Consider the following 18,965-nt stretch of genomic DNA (forward strand, 5'->3'; position numbering starts at 1 on the left):
GCGAGCCACCTTCTCCCCCGAGGGGAGAAGGGATCACAGGGCTTCCAGCCGTTTCAGCGCGGCCTGCAGCTTGGCCTTGCCTTCTTCCGCCTCGGCCAGCTTGGCGCGCTGTTCATCGACCACCTCGGCGGCGGCGCGAGCGACGAAGTTGGGGTTGCCCAGCTTCTTGTTCACATGGCCGATATCGCTGTCGAAGGCAGCGATCTCCTTCTCCAGACGCGCGCGCTCGGCGGCCAGGTCGATGATCCCGGCCAGCGACAGCGCGACCGTCGCTCCGCCCGAGACGAAGGTCACGGCCCCGGCGGGTGCGGCTTCTGCCACGGCGACCTCGGACACGCGGCCCAACGTCAGGATCAGGTCGCGGTGGCGCGCGATACGCTCCGCCGTGGCGGCGTCCGGGGCGACGAAGGCCAGCGGCGGCTTGGCCGACGGCGGCACGTTCATCTCGGCCCTCAGGGCGCGGATTTCGCCGATCAGATCGACCAGCCAGCCGATCTCGGCCTCAGCGCCTGCGTCCACGAAGGCGTCCGGCAGCACCGGCCAGGTTTCGCCCATCAGCAGGCCGTCGCGGCCAGAAACACGGGCAGCGCCTTCCTTGCCCAGCTCGGCCCACAGCTCCTCGGTGATGTAGGGCATGACCGGGTGCAGCAGCTTCAGCGTCTGGTCGATAGTCCAGGCCGTCATGGCGCGGGTTTCAGCCTTGGCCGCTTCATCGGCGCCGTTGAACACCGGCTTGGCCAGTTCCAGATACCAGTCGCAGAAGACGTTCCAGATGAAGCGGTACAGCGCGCCCGCCGCATCGTCGAAACGGCCGCCTTCGATGGCGTCGGACACCTGACGTTCGGCCTTGGTCAGTTCGCCACGGATCCAGCGGTTGATCGTCTGCTGCACGCCAGCGGGATCGAAGCCCTCGACGCGGCGCGCCTCGTTCATCTGGCTGAAGCGGGCGGCGTTCCACAGCTTGGTGCCAAAATTGCGATATCCTTCAATGCGCTGCTTCGATAACTTGATGTCGCGCGTACCTGACAGGATGGCCATAGTGAAGCGCAGCGGATCGGCGCCCAGCTCGTCGATGATGCCCAGAGGATCGATGACGTTGCCCTTGGACTTCGACATCTTCTGGCCCTTCTCGTCGCGGACCAGACCATTGATGATGACGCGCTTGAACGGCACCTCGCCGTCCATGAAGTGCATCCCCATCATCATCATCCGGGCGACCCAGAAGAAGATGATGTCCGCCGCCGTGACCAGATCGCTGGTCGGATAGAAGCGCTCCAGATCCTCGGTCTTTTCCGGCCATCCCATGGTCGAGAAGGGCCACAAGGCCGAACTGAACCAGGTGTCCAAAACGTCCTCATCCTGGGTCAGCACGACCTCAGAATCATAGTCCGACATCGCCTGTTCTCGGGCGTCCTCTTCCGTCTCGGCGACGTAGATTTCACCGTTGGGGCCGTACCAGGCCGGGATGCGGTGGCCCCACCACAACTGGCGCGAGATGCACCACGGCTCGATGTTGCGCAGCCATTCGAAATAGATCTTCTCATAGCTCTTCGGCTCGAAGACGGTGGCGCCGTCCTCGACCGCCTTCAGGGCGGGCTGGGCCATGACCTTGGCGTCAACGTACCACTGATCCGTCAGCCACGGCTCGATGACGACGCCCGAGCGGTCGCCGTGCGGGACGACATGCTTGGTCTTCTCGATCTCGCGCAGCCAGTTCTCTTCCTCGGCGCGCGTGACGATGGCCTTGCGCGCAGCGAAGCGGTCCATGCCCTCGTATTCAGCGGGCACGTCGGGCGTGTCGGCGGCGGTGATGCGGCCGAAAGCGTCCATGATGTTCAGCGCTTCAAGTCCCGCACGCTTTCCGACCCCGAAGTCATTGAAATCGTGAGCAGGCGTGATCTTCACCGCGCCCGAACCCTTGGTCGGATCGGCATAGTCGTCGGCGACGATGGGGATCCGACGGCCGGTGATCGGCAGGGTCACGAACTTGCCGACCAGACCCTTGTAACGCTCGTCCTCCGGATGAACGGCCACGCCCGTGTCGCCCAGCATGGTCTCAGGCCGGGTCGTCGCGACGACGATGAAGCCGCGCGTCTCGAACTCAGTCGCCTTGCCGTCTTCATCGAAGGCGACCGGGTGCGGATAGGTCACGCCGTCGGCCAGCGGATAGGCGAAGTGCCAATAGGCGCCGTCGACCTCCTTCTGCTCGACCTCAAGGTCCGAGATGGCGGTCTGGAAGTGCGGATCCCAGTTCACCAGTCGCTTGTCGCGATAGATCAGGCCGTCCTTGTGCAGTTGGACGAAGACCTTGCGGACAGCGGCGTTCAGCCCCTCGTCCAGGGTGAAGCGTTCGCGCGACCAGTCGCACGACGAGCCCAAGCGGCGCAGCTGGCGCACGATGGTCCCGCCGGATTCGGCCTTCCACTCCCACACCTTCTCGATGAAGGCGTCACGGCCCAGGTCGCGACGGCCGATATTGCCCTCGGCCGCCAGCTTGCGCTCGACCACCATCTGGGTGGCGATGCCCGCGTGGTCGGTGCCCGGCAGCCACAGGACAGCCTTGCCCTTCATGCGGTGATAGCGGGCCAGGATGTCCTGAAGCGTGTTGTTCAGGGCGTGGCCGATGTGCAGGCTGCCCGTTACGTTCGGCGGCGGAATGACGATCGAATAAGCGTCGGCGGCGCCGTCAGTCGGCTTGGCTGCGCGCGGAGCGAACAGGCCGCTGTCCTCCCACTGGGCGTAGATGCGCGGCTCGGCGGCCTTGGGTTCGAACGTCTTCTCAAGCATGGTCATCTCGTTTCCCCGAGGCGTCGCGCGAATACGCCGCCGATCGGGGCTGGAATTCTTCGGTAAAGCAAAGGGCGGTCCCGCCGGAACCGCCCTTATGTGACTTAATGATCGCCGCGTCCCACGGCTAGGTCAAATCAGTGGCGGCGGGGCGAGAACCAGCCCTCATCCGTGCGCTGGACCGATCCCGCCACCGCCAGAACCGCCAGGGTCTGCTCGATCCGGTCCGTCTTGCGACGACCGATCCGGCCATCAAAGCGACGCGCCAACTCCAGCGGTTGCAGCGGCCGGCCTTCGCGACGCAGTTCTTCCAGCAACACGCCCGCCAGGATCGCTGGCGCATCAGGCAACGGCGCACGCATGTTCACCTTATCGAGCGGCACCTCAATCTGCACGGCGCGGGCCGACGATCTGATGCGTCCCGCCTGATAGCTCGGCCGCAGAAAATGGATCTCTCCCCTCTCCTCCTGTGCCCGCCGCGCGCGGTTCAGTTCCAGCAAAGCGCCGAGCGTCGCTTGATCCGTCATGCCGTCGCGCCAGCCGTAGGCCGACGTCACCTCTTGATCCAGCCGCTGATGCAGATGATGCAGCAAGCCGACCTGACCACGATCATAAAGTTCACGCTCGGCCCCGGTCAGTTCGGCGCCCTCCTGAAGGCGGCGTCGAATATTGTAGAGTCCGGTCATCGTCAGATCTTCGTGCTGGACCAGAACCTGGCGACGACAATCGTCGATCTCCTCGGCCAGGGCGCCTATCTCCGCGCCTGCGCCTCCATTGAGATCGGGAAAGGGAAAGCCGTCGAAGCAGACCTTCTTGTTGTAGACAGGCCGATCCTCCAGCCGCCCGCCGCGCGCCAGGGCCCACAGCCCATGCACGTGCGACGACAACACGCCCAGGATGCGCGGATCGTCCGAGGCGACGGCGATCAGGGTGTTGTCCGGCAGGATGTCCGCGTCCAGAAAGCGGAACCATCGGTGCTTGGCCGTCTCCACCGTGGCGATATAGCGGGACAGCCCCTCCAGCGCCGGGCGGAACTCGCTGCGCGGCTCGCCGAACACCCACCAGTTGTCGCGATAGGCGGCGCGATTGTTGCGGTCGCGTTCGGGCTTCACCGCCTCCAACAGATGCTGGAAGACGGCGGGGTGGCTGCGACGCGCCTCTTCCTCGGTCCATCCAAACAGATCGATGACCTTCACGCCGCGCGGGCGTGACGCCAGATCGCGCCCGTTGCGATAGGCGCGGATCGGATTTTCCGCCCCATCGCTGGACGCCGCCAGCAACTGCTCCGCCCGATCAGGCGACACCATGAAGCCCCCGCCGTGCAACTTCACGCCCGGCGAGCACAGCAGCGCATTGGCCTTCAGCGGCTGCGCCTCGCTGACCGACGCTCCAATGGTCAGATCCGGCCCGATGTCGCCGCGCTGTTCGCGAAGCACGATGTCCGGCGTTTCGCCGTCGTCCATCCGCTCATCGACCACCGTCAGCAAGCGGCCCTGCCCATTCGGTTCGCCGCGCTCGGCCACGGTCATGGCGATACGGACGTCGGCGCGGTCGGCGCCCTTGATCCACGGATGGTCAGGAATGGCGAAGGTCAGGCGCATCGGCGGCGCGCCGTTCAGGTGATGCTCCAGCACGCGCCGGGAAAAGGTCTGGGTGATCGAGTTGGTGGTGATGAAGCCGAACCGCCTCAGCGCGCTGTTCTTCGCCGTCAGGATCTCGGCCGCGCGGTCCCACCAAGCCGTGACCAGATCAGCCGAGCGGAACCGCCCCTGCCGCACCCGCCACAGGGCGTCGACATAGCCGTCGCCCAGTTCGCCACGCACGTCCTTGCCGCCGATGAAGGGTGGGTTGCCGATTATGAAGTGCGCGGTCGGCCAAGCCGTCGGGCGCGGATCAATGTAGCGGGCGATCTCACGTTCCTCGCGAACCACCGCTGCGGTAAGGCCGTCGCCCCGGCTCAACACCCGCGTGTGGGTCAGCGGCCGCCCCTGTTCGTCGCGCACCAGTTCTTCGCGCGTCCACGTCAGCAGCGCGTCCGTATGCTGGATGCGGTTGAAGTTGCGCAGGATCGGCTCGGTCGGCTTGGCGTCGCCGGCGTTCCTGAAATGCCATTGCAGATAGCCGATCCACATCACCATCTCCGCGATCCAGGCGGCGTGAACGTTCTTCTCCAATCCCCAGAACTGCTCGGGGCTGACCGTGTGTCCTTCCAGGCCGAGGGCCGTCTGGGCGTCCCCCAGATCGGTCAGGGCGGTCAGGACCTCGCTCTCGAGATCCTTCATCATGTCCATGGCCACATAGAGGAAGTTGCCGGTGCCGCAGGCGGGGTCCAGCACCCGCGTCGCACAAAGCTCGCGATGGAAGTCGCGCATGGCGCGGCGCGCCCGCACAACGTCGCCGCTGGCGTAGTGGCCGACCGCCAACCCCGCGACCGCTTCCCACTCAGCGCGTAGAGGCTCCATGATCGTCGCCTCGACCAGCCGCCGCACATAGGCCTTGGGCGTGTAGTGGGCGCCGAGCTCTCCCCGTTCCGTCGGGTCCAGCGCCTGCTCCAGCAAGGCGCCGAAGATCGCCGGCTCGACCGAAGCCCAGTCGCGCTGGGCGGCCGCGATCAGGGCCTCAAGCTCGACCTCCGTCACCGGCACGGCGGCCTCTTCCTTGAACAGGCCGCCATTGAATTGGCGCAGGTCCTGACGAACGGCCGAGCAATGACCGCCGCTGTTCATGCGGCGAAAGAAATCCGCTGCGCTGACATGAAAGCGATCCGCCATCCCGCGATAACTTTCCAGCAGACGCAGGAATCCCCGGTCGTCGATCAGCTCGACGCTGTCAGCGAACATGGCGAAGATGCACTGCATGACAAACAGCGAACTGCGCTTGTCCCACGCCGCCCGCGCCACGACATCGACGCGGCCGCCGGGATCGGTCGGCGCCCGCTTGCGGATGGAGCGCACCAGCCAGGCCAGTCGCTCGGCGATGTCGCTGGTCACGGCCGCCACATGGCTCGCCGGGTCCAAGCTCATAGGCTCATCCCAGACCCGGCGCAGGCGATCCCGCACCGCTGGATCACGCAGATCGTCCATGGAGATGCGGCAGCGCGCCAGGTCGGGGAACGGCACATAGCCCTTCCCCTGTCGGTCAAAGTCGGCCCACAGGTGGATGGAGCGACCGACGTCCACGACGACGATGAAGGGCGGCCATTCATCCAACGCCTTGGCGTAGGTCTCGGCCTGACGCTTGGCGTCCAGCATCAGTCGCTCGATCGCGCCCGCATCGCCCTTCGGCGGTTTGCGCCCACGCCCGTTGAACAAGGCCAGATGCCGCTGCGGGTCCAGTTCGCCGCCGGGCGCCCGCTTCTGCGACTGCTTGGCCTCCAGCACGAAGGCGCCGCGCCGATAGCAGTCGATAAATCCCCGGTGCGCGCCGCCATCATGAAAGCGGAACTCCACCCGCCGCTCAAAACAGTAGCCGCGATCGCCGACCGTCTCCTGATCCGGCGCCGTCACCCCGATCAGGACGCACAACTGGCTGATGAAGGTCTGATAGTGCGAACGCTCGCTGATCGTCGCACCGCTCCAGCGCGTGATGAACGCCTCAACATCCATGGATTGTTCTCCCACCCCTGAGAGAACAATATTAGGTTGAACTTTTGCGCAAACACAACCTTACATTATCACGCACAACCTGCACACGATAAGCCTCAGCGGCTGCCGAAATCCTTCAGCACAGTCCGCGCCGCATTGTGTCCTGGCGCGCCCGTCACCCCCCCGCCCGGATGGGCGCCAGATCCGCACAGATAAAGACCGGGAACCGGCATCCTGTGGTCGGCGTGGCCCAGCACGGGCCGGGCGCTGAACAACTGATCCAGCGTCAGCCGCCCGTGGAAGATGTCACCGCCGATCAGGCCGAAGCGCCGCTCCAGATCGCGCGGCCCCAGCGCGAGCCGCCCGACCACCGAGGCCTTGAACCCCGGCGCATGGGCCTCGACCGTCTCGATCATCAGATCAGCCACCTTGTCGCGGTGCTCGTCCGCCAGATCGGGCGAGACGTGCTGGCAGAACAGGCTGGCGACGTGCCGCCCCGCCGGGGCCAGACTGTCGTCCAGGGTCGAGGGGATCAGCATCTCGACGATCGGCTTGGACGACCAGCCGTTCAGCCGCGCCTCGGCATGAGCGCGGTCCATATAGGCCAACGACGGCGCGATGATGATGCCCGCCGTCAGGTGATCGCCATCACTCGGCAAGGCAGTGAATCGAGGCAGCTCGGACAAGGCCACATTCATGCGGAAGGTGCCCGAGCCCGAGGCGTAACGGCTCATCCGTTCGGTGAAGTCCGCCGGGACAACGGCCGGATCGACCAGCCGGTCGAACAGCAGACGCGGGTGCAGGTTGGACACGACGGCGCGGGTGCGGACCACATCACCCGCCTCGGTCACGACCCCGACCGCCCGGCCCTTTTCCGTCAGCACCGCAGCGACCGGCGCGTCCAGCCGGATATCGACGCCCTGCTCGGCGCAGGCAGCGGCCATGGCCTGGGTGATCGCCCCCATGCCGCCGATGGCGTGGCCCCAGGCGCCCTTCTTGCCATTCACCTCTCCGAAGACGTGGTGCAGCAGGACATAGGCCGAGCCGGGCGTATAGGGGCTGGCGTAGTTGCCGACGACGCTGTCGAAACCGAACAGGGCCTTGATCGGATCGCTCTCGAACCAGCCGTCCAGCCAGTCGCCCGCCGACTTGACGAACAGGTCCAGCAGGTCGCGCTGCGCCGCCAACCCCAGGCCCGAGACCCGCCGCCCCAGCGACGCCGCCTTCAGCATTTCCGGCAGGGCCGCCAGCCAGCCGCCTTCCACCACATTAGGCGGGGTGGTCAGGATCAGGTCGCGCAAGATGGCGGCGACCGTCTCCAGCCGCGCCTCATAGTCGGGCAGGCGTTCGGCGTCGCGCACCGAGAACTTGGCGACCTCGGCCTGGGTCCGCCCCTCGCCGGTCAGCAGGTAACGCCCGTCGTCAAAGGGCAGAAAGTTCGCCGCCCGTCGCTCGACCACCCGCAGCCCGTGGCGCGGCAGCTCCATGTCGGCGATGACGCGCGGGTTCAGCAGGCTGACAGTGTAACTGGCGGTCGAGTTGCGGAAGCCGGGATGGAATTCCTCGGTCACCGCCGCCCCGCCGACGACGCCGCGTCGCTCCAGCACCGTCACCTTCAGCCCGACCCGCGCCAGATAGAAGGCGCAGACCAATCCGTTATGCCCGCCGCCCAGGATGACGACGTCCGTTTCCGCCTGCGCCATGCGCGCTCCCTCCCGCTTGAGGGAGCGACGCTAGTCCTAGGCCGCGCGTCCCGCCAGATAGCGGCGATGCAGCAGCGGCTTGCCCAGCCAATAGGCCAGCTCCGCCGGGCGGCCGATGTCCCAGACAGCCAGGTCGGCGGCCTTGCCCGCCTCAAGCGTGCCGATCTCGTCCTGCAGGCCCAGCGCGCGGGCTGCGTTGCGCGTGGCGCCCGCCAGCGCCTCTTCCGGCGTCAGGCGGAACTGGACGCAGGCCAGATTGATCGCCGCCGTCATCGAGGCGACCGGCGAGGTGCCGGGGTTGCAGTCCGTCGCCACCGCCATGCGCGCGCCATGCTGGCGCAGCAGGGCGATCGGCGGCGCCTGAGTCTCGCGCAGCATCAGGAAGGCGCCCGGCAGCAGCACCGCCACCACGCCCGCCTCGGCCATGGCCTTCACGCCCGCCTCGGTCGTGTGCTCGATATGGTCGGCCGACAGCGCCTGATAGCGGGCGGCCAGCGCCGCCCCGCCGCCATCCGACAGTTGGTCGGCGTGCAGCTTGACCGGCAGGCCCAATTCCTCGGCCTTGTCGAACAGGCGGCTGACCTCCTCGACCGAGAAGGCGATGGGCTCGCAATAGGCGTCCACGGCGTCGACCAGCCCCTCGGCGTGGGCGGCGGGCAGGATTTCATCCACAGCCTTGTCCACATAGACGGCGCGGTCGGCCTTATGCTCCGGCGGGACGGCGTGCAGGCCCAGGTAGGAAGTGCGCACCCGCACCCCGGCCTCGCGCCCGATGCGGCGAGCGACGCGCAGCATCTTCAGCTCGCTGTCGTGATCCAGACCATAGCCGGACTTGATCTCGACGGTGGTGACGCCGGTGGCCTTCAGCCCCTCCAGCCGCGCCAGGGCCGAGACGTAGAGCTGATCCTCGCTCTCTTCTCGCGTGGCGCGCACGGACGAGACGATGCCGCCTCCGGCGCGGGCGATCTCTTCATAGGTCGCGCCTTCCAACCGCCGCTCGAACTCACCCGAGCGGTCGCCGCCGAAGACCAGATGGGTGTGGCAGTCGACCAGCCCCGGCGTGACCCAGCGCCCGCCCAGACTGTCGGTTTCCACAGCTTTGTGCACAGGCAGGTCCGCACGCGGCCCGACCCAGGCGATGCGCCCGTCCTTGATCAGGATGGCGGCGTCCTCGATCGCGCCATAGGGCGCTCCACCCTCGGTCATGACGGCGACGTGGCAGTCAGTGATGAGACGGTCGTAAGTCAGTGTCATTCGTCAGTTTCCAGCCTTCCAGCGGCCTGTCTCAAAGCTTCTACCATCTGTGGATCAACGACCTCGGCCGGAGCCAAATGGCTGATCACGTACCAACGCCCCCAACGCCAAGGCTCCAAAGGCATGTCGCTAACTCTAATGCGGCGAGTAAAAGCGATCACAACACCCTCCGCAGGCGCCTCACCACAATTGGTACTGACACTGGTCATGCTTTTCCCAGGCGGAGTACTTCCATGAAGGGCAACCATGGGGCGGAGCTGGCTCCGGGCCTCCGTTACAGGTTTGGCTCTTGCTAGGAAAACGGCGTCTGCGTCCCTCCACAAACCCTGCTGAAAGTCCAGACTCTCGGCGTAGGTCGGAGCAAAGTACGAGCAGGACCAAGCGGGAGCAGCGCCTACACATCCTAGCAGGAAAACAAAGGTCGACGCCCAACGTCCTGTCATCGTGCGGCTGCTCCAGCCAGAATTTCACAGAACCAGCGGCCCGCCGTCAGGGAGCCGAGGTCGCCGATTTCCAGCGACGGGTCGTATTCGGTCAGGTCGACGGCGCGCACCTTGGCGTGCGCGCCGATGGCGCGGGCGGCGTCGAAGAAGTCGTGGACCGAAACCCCTCCCGGCCGCGCGCCGGGGCTGGCGGGCCACTGGCTGCGGTCGATCACGTCGATGTCGAAGTCGACGTAGATGACCTCGCACAGGGACGACAGGCGCTCCAACTCCTCGACCACGATGTTGGCCAGACCGCGCTGGCGGCACTCGCGGGCGGTGCGGACGCTGATGCCGGCGGCCTCGGCCTTTTCATGCGCGCGGCGGGTGTTGGCGAAGGGCGCGAGGCCGACCTGGCTGATACGGCGGCCGTCCATGCCGTCATCCAGCAGGGCCTGGATCGGATTGCCGTTGGTCAGCCCCTGATCCGTGTCACGCAAGTCGAAATGGGCGTCCAGCGTCAGCACGCCGACGCGATCGAGCCCAAGGGCGTGGACGCCGGGCCGGGTGATGGCGTTGTTGCCGCCGACGAGGATGGTCAGATCGCGATGAGCTTGAGCCGCCACCGCGTCGCGCACGGGCTCAAAGGCGTCAAACGGCGAAACGGCCTTCAGCGTCACATCGCCAGCGTCGTGAACCTTGATCTCCAGCTCCAGACCCGTCTCGACGTCATAGGTCGACAGGCGGGGCAGAACCCCACGCAGCGTCTTTGGACCCAGGTCACAACGGCCCGGCGTCAACGACCGCTCGTTCAGCGGCGCGCCGATCAGGGCGACGGGAGCGTCGGGGTGATTGCCCACCAGATCGCCGACAGAACGCCACCCCAGGGCTTCAGACGGTTGGCTCATCAGGGTCATCCTTTGGTCGGGGAAAAGCGCGCGACCAGATCATAGGCCGCGCCGGGGAAAATCTGTGAGGCCCAGGTCACGCCATGGCCGTCACGCCAGGTCCGGCGCTCCAGCCTCAGGCAGGGCGCACCGTCAGCCAGGCCCAGACCCGCCGCCGTCTCGCGGTCGGCGCCGACGGCAGAAATGCGATGCTCAGCCTCGGTCCAGGGCATATGCGCCAGCAGCCAGCCGCCCGGCGGCTGCGTCGTGAAGTCGGCGACCTCCGCCTCGGGCGCTGCGGACAGAGAGATCAGACGGCGCTCGAAAACGAACGGCAAACCGTCGGCCAGGTGCAGGGTCTGCAGTTCGATCACCCGCTCGCCCAGCCCGTCTTCCTCGCCGCTCGCCGGGCGAACGATTCGACCCAACAGGCGATGAGAATAGGCCAGGCCCCGGCTCTCGATCTCGCCTTGAATATCGGGGATGGAAACCAGGGCCGAGGAATGCAGCGGCGGATGAGCCACCACCGTGCCGGCGCGACGCCGCCGCACCACCAGCCCGCGCGACGCCAGATCAGACATGGCGCGCGACACGGTCATGCGGGCGCAGCCGTATTCCGCCGTCAGTTCAGCCTCGGTCGGGATGCGGAAACCCGGCCGCCACTCGCCTGAGGCGATGCGGCGCTCGATGTCGCCCGCGATGCGGCGATGAAGCGGCTCCTGATCCATGAAACAAAAATGCCTCTTGCACGCGATATTGTCTAGACATAACAGTGCGACCAACGCACGACGGCGGCTGACGCCGCATGGAGGATTCGATGGCCACGCCCAACACCCGTATCATCCGCAGCCCGCGCGGGCCGGAAAAGACCGCAAAGACCTGGGCGGCCGAAGCCGCCATGCGGATGCTGATGAACAACCTTGACCCCGAAGTGGCCGAGCGTCCCGAAGACCTGGTCGTCTATGGCGGCATCGGCAAGGCGGCCCGCAACTGGCAGGCCTTCGACACCATCGTCGACCAGTTGCAGAAGCTGGAAGCCGACGAGACGCTGATGGTCCAGTCGGGCAAGCCGGTCGGCGTCTTCCGCACCCATGCCGACGCGCCGCGCGTGCTGATCGCCAACTCCAACCTGGTGCCCAAGTGGGCGACCTGGGACCACTTCAACGAGCTCGATAAGAAGGGCCTGGCCATGTACGGCCAGATGACCGCCGGCTCGTGGATCTACATCGGCACCCAAGGCATCGTTCAGGGCACCTATGAGACCTTCATGGAGGCGGGACGCCAGCACTATGGCGGCGACTGGTCGGGCAAGTGGATTCTGACGGCAGGCCTGGGCGGCATGGGCGGCGCCCAGCCGCTGGCCGCGACCATGGCCGGCGCCTCGTGCATCACCATCGAGTGCCAGCGTAGCCGCATCGAGTTCCGCCTGCGCACCCGCTACGTCGACGTCATGGCCGAAACGCTGGACGAAGCCCTGGCCCTGCTGGAGCAGTCGTTCAAGGACAAGAAAGCCTTGTCGATCGGCCTGTTGGGCAATGCGGCTGATCTTCTGCCTGAAATGGTCAAGCGCGGCGTTCGCCCCGATCTGGTGACCGATCAGACCAGCGCCCACGACCCGGTCAACGGCTATTTGCCCTCGGGCTGGACCGTCGCCGAGTGGGAAGAGAAGCGCGTCAGCGACCCGGCCGCCGTCGAGACCGCCGCCCGCGCGTCGATGGCGACCCACGTCAAGGCCATGCTGGACTTCCAGAAGATGGGCGTCCCCACGACCGACTACGGCAACAACATCCGTCAGGTCGCCTTTGACGAAGGCGTCGAGAACGCCTTCGACTTCCCCGGCTTTGTGCCCGCCTACATCCGCCCGCTGTTCTGCCGTGGGATCGGCCCGTTCCGCTGGGCCGCGCTGTCGGGCGATCCCGAGGACATCCGCAAGACGGATGAGGCGATGAAGAAGCTGTTCCCCGACAACGCCGGCCTGCACCGCTGGCTGGACATGGCGGGCGAGCGCATCGCCTTCCAGGGCCTGCCGGCGCGCATCTGCTGGATCGGTCTAGGCGACCGCCACCGCGCGGGTCTGATGTTCAACGAGATGGTCGCTTCGGGCGAGCTGAGCGCCCCCATCGTCATCGGCCGCGACCATCTGGACTCAGGCTCCGTCGCCAGCCCGAACCGCGAGACCGAGGCCATGATGGACGGCTCGGACGCCGTGTCCGACTGGCCCCTGCTGAACGCCCTACTGAACACCGCATCGGGCGCGTCGTGGGTGTCGCTGCACCACGGCGGCGGGGTCGGCATGGGCTATAGCCAGCACTCGGGCGTCGTCATCGTCGCCGACGGCACCGAAGAAGCCGCCAAGCGTCTGGAGCGCGTTCTGTGGAACGACCCGGCCACAGGCGTCATGCGCCACGCCGACGCCGGATACGACATCGCCAAGGACGCCGCGCGCGAACATGGCCTGAACCTGCCCTCGCTGGACCTGTAAGCCTATGACCACCACCATTGAAATCGGCGCTGCGCCGCTCACCCTCGCCCAGCTTCGCTCGGTCCTCAACGGCCCGGTCACGGTCAGCCTGACCGACGCCGCCTGGGCCAATGTCGAGAAGGGCGCGGCTGTCGTCGCCGCCATCCTGGACGAAGGCCGCACCGTCTATGGCATCAACACGGGCTTCGGCCTGCTGGCCAACACCAGCATCGCGGCGGAAGACCTTGAAACCCTTCAGAAGAACCTGGTGCTCAGCCACGCCTGCGGCGTCGGCGAGCCACTGAGCGCGGACACCACCCGCCTGCTGATGGTGCTGAAGATCGCCAGCCTGTCGAAGGGCGCCTCGGGCGTGCGTCGTCACACGCTGGAGACCCTGATCGGCATGGTCAACGCCGAGATTCTGCCGCTGATCCCGGCCAAGGGCTCGGTCGGCGCCTCGGGCGATCTGGCGCCGCTGGCCCATATGTCGTGCGTCCTGATCGGAGTCAGCGAAGCCCGCTATCAGGGTCAGACGCTGGACGCCGTGTCGGCTCTGGCCAAGGCCGGGCTGAAGCCCGTCGTCCTGGGCCCGAAGGAAGGCCTGGCCCTGCTGAATGGCACCCAGTGTTCGACGGCTCTGGCCCTGACCGGCCTGTTCGCGGCCGAAGACGTCTTCGCCGCCGCCATCGCCGCGGGCGGGCTATCGGTCGACGCCTTGCTGGGCTCGGACGCGCCGTTCGATCCCCGCATCCACGCCCTGCGCGGCCAGCCGGGTCAGATCGACGTGGCCCGGCGCCTGCGCGAGTTGCTGAGCGGCAGCGCCATCCGCGAGAGCCATCGTCACGACTGCGCCAAGGTGCAGGACCCCTACTCGCTGCGCTGCCAGCCGCAGGTCATGGGCGCGACGCTGGACGTGCTGCGCAACGCGGCCGCCATGCTGGAGCGTGAAGCCAATGCCGTGACCGACAATCCGCTGGTCTTCATCGAGGACGGCGACGTCATCTCGGGCGGCAACTTCCACGCAGAACCTGTTGCATATGCAGCCGATCAGATCGCCATGGTCCTGTGCGAGATCGGCAATATCAGCGAGCGTCGCACCTCCATCCTGGTCGACCCCAAGATGACCGACCTGCCCGCCTTCCTGGTCAAGGACAGCGGCGTGAACTCGGGCTTCATGATCGCCCAGGTGACGGCTGCGGCCCTGGTGGCCGAGAACCGCATGGTCGCCCATCCTTGCGTCATCGACACCGTGCCGACCAGCGCCAACCAGGAAGACCACGTGTCGATGGCCACCCACGGCGCACGTCGCCTGCTGGACATGGCCGCCAACACGGCGACCGTGGTCGGCATTGAACTGCTGGCAGCAGCGCAGGGAATCGAGTTCCGCCGTCCGCTGACCTCGTCGCCGGAACTGGAGCAGACCTACGCCATCGTGCGCGAGGCCTGCGGCGCCTATACGGAAGACCGCTATTTCGCGCCGGACATCGCCCGTGCGACGGAAGGCGTGCGCGCGGGTCGTTATCGCGCCTTCGCCGGCGATCTGTTGCCTTCGGCTTGAACCGGACGGCGGTTGAGCGCTTTCGTAATAGGCACGAACGCAGGATGCCGCCGACCATGAACAAAAGCGCCGTCATTCTGGCATCCGCCGCCCTGGTCCTGACCGGACTGGGCGCGGCGGGCTGGGCCGCCTGGAATTCGACCTCGGCGGCGCATGGCGGGCGGGCGTCAGGCTCAGCCGTCGCCATCGACGTCGTGCCGCCCGTCGAACCCGATCTGCCGGTCGGCTCCATCATGGCTGTTGGGGAGTTGCGGGGCGGATACGAACACGATCCCGAACGGCTTGCTGCCCTGCCCGGCGACGACGAACCCTATGTCGAGAGCGCCTGGCTGGAGCTGATGCCCGACCTGCCTACGCCGCCGACGCATGACGCGCCTCCGACCATTATCCGACCCACAGCGCCTCCGCCCGCTCCGCAATTGAAGCAGGACGACTACGGTTTCGGTTTCGATACGCCCCAGCCCGACTACGCGGCTGAGCGTGAAGCTCGCCAGTCCGCGCTCAAAGACCCACCGACGCCTGACACGCGAGCCGCGTCAGACAGCGTCTTCTATTGAAAAAGGCCCCGGCGAAACCGGGGCCTTTTCCTTGTCAGCGCATCGTCGTGACGGAGACGGTGTAATCGCCTTCCTGCGCCGAGCTGAGGCTGTTGGCGCGGAAGGAATAAGAGCCGGGGCGCAGGTCCTGAGTGACCATGGCGCTGGTGCCGCCGCCGCTGTCGTCGTCGGAGGCCAGGCTGTCGCCGTCGCATTGCGGCCCTTCGTGCAGCGAGAGGTAAGCGTCGAACTGCGCCGAATCCATGCGGACCGAGACATTGCCCCCGCGGCTGACGTTCAGGACGTAGCAGTCGTAGAAGGAGCCGTCGTCGGCCTGACGGTCGCTGAACTCCAGTCGGCCCTGGCGGCTTTCACCGACCGAGATCGGCACGATCTGGGTGGTCGGGCGCAGGCGCTGGCCTTCCGAGATGCTGAGGCGGAAGGAGCCGGTCTGGCCCTCGCTCAGCGTGTTCGCGCGGATGATCCAGTTCCCGCCGTTGGAGACGAAGCGCAGTTGCGAGTCGGTCCCCATGTCCGGACCGTCGTCGTTCGTCACCGAGGTCTCGTCGCAATCCGTGCCCGCGCCCGCCATCAGGAAGGTGTCGAAATCCGACGACTGCATGGTCACCGTATAGGCCTGGCCCGATTGGGTCTGCACCACGTAGCAACGGTAGTGCGACCCGTCGTCCATACGGGCATCCTTGCTGCTGAAGTTGCCGGTCACGGTCTGCCCAGGCCGGATGGAGCTCTGGGCCGCGGCGGCGCCGGCCAGAAGCAGGGAGGACGCGAGAACCGACGTCATCAACAGGGCGCGCATGGGAATCTCCTTGGGTGCGACGCAAAAATCGTAGGGCGAAAATGCCCAGCTTATTTGACAGGAAGCAACGAAACTCGTTTCAAAGCCGCTAAATTTGAAGCGTTTACGCAAAAGCACACGGTTCGCAGTTGCCGAATGGCGAGTTGGAACCGTTCGATGACCGCCTCGGTCGAGACGGTCGCCGCCTGGATGACGCCCGAGGCCATGCCGACGACATCGGCGCCCAGGCGAATCGCCTTGGCCGCATCTACGCCATCACGCACGCCGCCCGATCCGATCAGCAGGGCGTCGGACAAGGCGTTGCGTGTCTCAGCCAGGGCGCGCGCGGTCGGAATGCCCCAGTCAGCGAAGGCCAGGGCATGCGCCTTGTCCGCCGCATCAGCCGCGCGCTCGCCCTCGATCAGACCCCAGTTGGCGCCGCCAGCTCCGGCGACATCGACCCCCGCCGCGCCCATGGCGATCAAGCGCTGGGCCGTCACGGCCGAAATCCCCGCTCCCGTCTCCTTGACGATGACCGGCGCGTCCAGATCGCGGATCAGGGCCTGAAGCGCCGCCCCCACGCCCCACCAGTCCCGATCGCCTTCCGGCTGACAGGCCTCCTGCAGCGGGTTCAGGTGAACGACCAGGGCGTCGGCGCCGATCATGTCCAGCGCCCGGCGCGCCTCGTCCCGACCGAAGCCGCGCGTCAGCTGGGCCGCGCCGATGTTGGCCAAGATGGGCGTATCCGGCGCCTTCAGCCGCAGCGAGAAGTCCAGCCCGCCCGCCGCGCCGCCTTCCAGCGCCGCCCGCTGCGAGCCGACCGCCAGGGCGATGCCCAGGTGCTGCGCCGCCTCGGCCAGGCGGGCGTTGATCGCCCCGGCGCGCGCCGGGCCGCCGGTCATGGCGCTGATCAGGAAAGGCGCCTTCAGCCGCCGCCCCAGGAAGTCGACGCCCAGATCGATGCGTGCATGATCCAGGTCCGGCAAGGCCTCGTGCACGAAGCGCCAGTCGTCAAAGCCCGCAGACAGGGCATGACGCCCGCCGCCGGCCAGCACCACGTCTAGGTGCTGGTCTTTCCGGCCCAGGATCAGGGCCGAGGCGGCGGCGTCGTCAGGTTCGCTCAGGGCTGCCGCTCCGTGATCAGCACATAGTCGCCGGTCGAGTTGGAGCCGAAGCTACGCGCGCGCAGCACATAGGAACCATCGCGCGGCGCCGTCCAGTTCAGACGGGCGTGGGTGTCGGACAGGCTGTCATCGTCCTCTTCCAGCTTGAAGTAGTCGCCGTCCTTCTCCTCGCCGACCTCGACCACGGCGTCGAAGCTACTGGCGATCAGGGTGAAGCGCAGCTTCTCATCCGCCTTGGCCTTGAAGTGATAGGCGTCGTAGTAGACGCCGTCGTCGGTGAGGCTGGCCCGCTCGCTCAGCCGCCCGCGCACGGTCGAGCCGATCAGCAGGCTGCCGGGCGAAGGTTCGTCGCCCAGATCCTGCAGCTCCAGCGCATACAGGCCCTTGGCGTCGCGCGACCATGAGCGCGCCCGCAGCACATATTCGCCCGTTTCCGGCAGGGTGAAGATCAGACGCGCATCCGTTCCCTGGCCCAGACCGTCGTCGTCGCTGGCGATCTCGTTGAATTCCTCTTCGTTTTCGCTCAGCTGCAGATAGGCGTCGAAGTCGCCGGACCGCATGACGGCCTGGATGCGCTGCCCTTCGGTCCCGCTGAAGACGAAGGCGTCATACAGGCGACCGTCATCATCGGTGGCGTCGCTGTTTTTCAGTTCGCCCTCGACCGTCTGCCCGAAGGCGATGGCGGACGGCGGCGGCGGCGGGGCGATCTCCTCGATCTTCAGCGTGTAAGGCCCCTCGCCGCTGGAGAAGGCGCGCGCCTCGATCAGATAGTCGCCGTCCTCGGCCAGGGTGTGGGTCAGGCGAGCATTCAGATCGCCGGCGCTGTCGTCGTCGGTCGCCAGGCTGTTGTGGTTGGCGTCGAACAGTTCGAGGTAGGTGTCGAACCCGTCCGCCTCCATGGTGATCGCCACGCGCTGTCCGGCGCGGCCGCTGAAGCGGTACAGGTCCGCCGGAGCGCCGGAATCGCTGGTCGCGCTATCCGAGTTCAGGCGGCCCCGCGTCTCCTCGCCGACCGTCACCGACGTCGCCGTCGGCGCGGGCGGCCCCTGCTCCAGCGACAGGCGATAGTCGCCTTCGGCCGAGCCGTTATAGGAGGTGGCGCGGATCAGATATTCCCCCGCCTGCGGCGCCGTGAACACCAGGCGCGCGTTCAGGCTGGAGCCGCCGTCGTCGTTCTCGGCCATCTGCACGAAGGCGCCGTTCACGATGCGGCCGACACGCAGGAAGCTGTCGAAGTCGTCGGACTCCAGATCGATCTTCACCCGCTCGCCCGCCGACGCGCGGAAGGCGTAGGCGTCATAACGCTTGCCGTCGTCATCCTCGGCGCTGCTGGAGCCCAGGCTGCCCGTCTCATCGCGACCGATGGCGATGCGGCCCGGCCGCGGCATCCGCGGCGCGGCGCGCTCCTTCAGCGACAGCTGATAGTCGCCGGTCTCCATGCCCGAGAAGGTGCGGGCGCGCACGATGTAGACCCCGGCCTCGGGCGCGGTGAACCGCAGACGCGCGTTCAGATCGCCCGCGCTGTCGTCATCGCTGGCCAGCGATTGCCGCAGGGAGCCTTCGGCGTAGACTTCCAGATAGGTGTCGAAATCGTCCGACGTCATCTCGGCTTCCAGCCGCTGACCGGCGCGCAGGTTCACGCGATAGTCGTCATAGCGATAGCCGTCGCTCCCGCGCGTGCGGGCGTCGCCATCTTCCAGCCGACCGCGGATGTCATCCCCCAGCCGGGCGTCGGTCGCCGATTGGGCCCAGGCGGCGCCGGTGGACAGAAGAGCGACAGCACTGACCGCCGCGAACAGGGAATAACGCATAAAAACCTCTTTGCTGGCGTCATCATAGACGCCGAACCGCAG

At 66.9% G+C, this 18,965-nt stretch carries 12 protein-coding genes; 3 read left to right on the forward strand and 9 right to left on the reverse strand.

Annotated features, from left to right (window positions below; genetic code table 11):
- Positions 1-33: 33 nt before the first annotated feature.
- From AC3IPP_RS08965 to hutC, 6 genes are all read right to left on the reverse strand, one after another.
- Positions 34-2,787, reverse strand: coding sequence for a valine--tRNA ligase (locus AC3IPP_RS08965; RefSeq protein ID WP_489148729.1), 2,754 nt, complete (start codon positions 2,785-2,787; stop codon positions 34-36).
- A 137-nt stretch (positions 2,788-2,924) separates the two neighbouring features.
- Entirely contained in the window at positions 2,925-6,392 is a 3,468-nt protein-coding gene (locus tag AC3IPP_RS08970; protein WP_489148730.1) for a class I SAM-dependent DNA methyltransferase, read from the reverse strand.
- A 95-nt stretch (positions 6,393-6,487) separates the two neighbouring features.
- Positions 6,488-8,074: a phytoene desaturase family protein gene (locus AC3IPP_RS08975; protein WP_489148731.1), complete on the reverse strand. Its 1,587-nt coding sequence runs from the start codon at positions 8,072-8,074 to the stop codon at positions 6,488-6,490.
- 36 nt (positions 8,075-8,110) lie between these two features.
- A complete protein-coding gene (gene hutI / locus AC3IPP_RS08980) occupies positions 8,111-9,328 on the reverse strand; it encodes an imidazolonepropionase (RefSeq protein WP_489148732.1) in 1,218 nt (405 codons plus the stop codon).
- A 439-nt stretch (positions 9,329-9,767) separates the two neighbouring features.
- Positions 9,768-10,658 carry an agmatinase family protein gene (locus AC3IPP_RS08985; protein WP_489148733.1) on the reverse strand — a complete coding sequence of 297 codons (891 nt, stop codon included), beginning with the start codon at positions 10,656-10,658 and terminating at the stop codon, positions 9,768-9,770.
- Between the two features lie 5 nt (positions 10,659-10,663).
- On the reverse strand, positions 10,664-11,365 hold the full coding sequence (gene hutC, locus AC3IPP_RS08990; RefSeq protein WP_489148734.1) for a histidine utilization transcriptional repressor HutC: 702 nt from the start codon (positions 11,363-11,365) through the stop codon (positions 10,664-10,666).
- Between the two features lie 89 nt (positions 11,366-11,454).
- On the opposite strand from hutC, the gene hutU reads away from it, so the two are divergent.
- Genes hutU through AC3IPP_RS09005 form a run of 3 tightly spaced genes read left to right on the forward strand, consistent with a single transcriptional unit; the run spans position 11,455 to position 15,213 of the window.
- On the forward strand, positions 11,455-13,119 hold the full coding sequence (gene hutU / locus AC3IPP_RS08995) for a urocanate hydratase (RefSeq protein ID WP_489148735.1): 1,665 nt from the start codon (positions 11,455-11,457) through the stop codon (positions 13,117-13,119).
- Between the two features lie 4 nt (positions 13,120-13,123).
- The gene (hutH, locus tag AC3IPP_RS09000) at positions 13,124-14,656 is read left to right on the forward strand and encodes a histidine ammonia-lyase (protein ID WP_489148736.1); all 1,533 of its coding nucleotides are present in this window, start codon (positions 13,124-13,126) and stop codon (positions 14,654-14,656) included.
- Positions 14,657-14,712: 56 nt separating this feature from the next.
- The gene (locus tag AC3IPP_RS09005; protein WP_489148737.1) at positions 14,713-15,213 is read left to right on the forward strand and encodes a hypothetical protein; all 501 of its coding nucleotides are present in this window, start codon (positions 14,713-14,715) and stop codon (positions 15,211-15,213) included.
- 34 nt (positions 15,214-15,247) lie between these two features.
- Here AC3IPP_RS09005 and AC3IPP_RS09010 read toward each other — a convergent pair whose 3' ends face one another.
- From AC3IPP_RS09010 to AC3IPP_RS09020, 3 genes are all read right to left on the reverse strand, one after another.
- On the reverse strand, positions 15,248-16,009 hold the full coding sequence (locus AC3IPP_RS09010) for a peptidase (protein WP_489148738.1): 762 nt from the start codon (positions 16,007-16,009) through the stop codon (positions 15,248-15,250).
- A gap of 50 nt (positions 16,010-16,059) precedes the next feature.
- Complete coding sequence (gene fni / locus AC3IPP_RS09015) at positions 16,060-17,046, reverse strand: type 2 isopentenyl-diphosphate Delta-isomerase (RefSeq protein ID WP_489177390.1); 987 nt, start codon at positions 17,044-17,046, stop codon at positions 16,060-16,062.
- Between the two features lie 62 nt (positions 17,047-17,108).
- Positions 17,109-18,923: a PPC domain-containing protein gene (locus AC3IPP_RS09020; protein ID WP_087139459.1), complete on the reverse strand. Its 1,815-nt coding sequence runs from the start codon at positions 18,921-18,923 to the stop codon at positions 17,109-17,111.
- Positions 18,924-18,965 lie beyond the last annotated feature (42 nt).

It is taken from the genome of Brevundimonas sp. KH_060 (assembly GCF_057838275.1).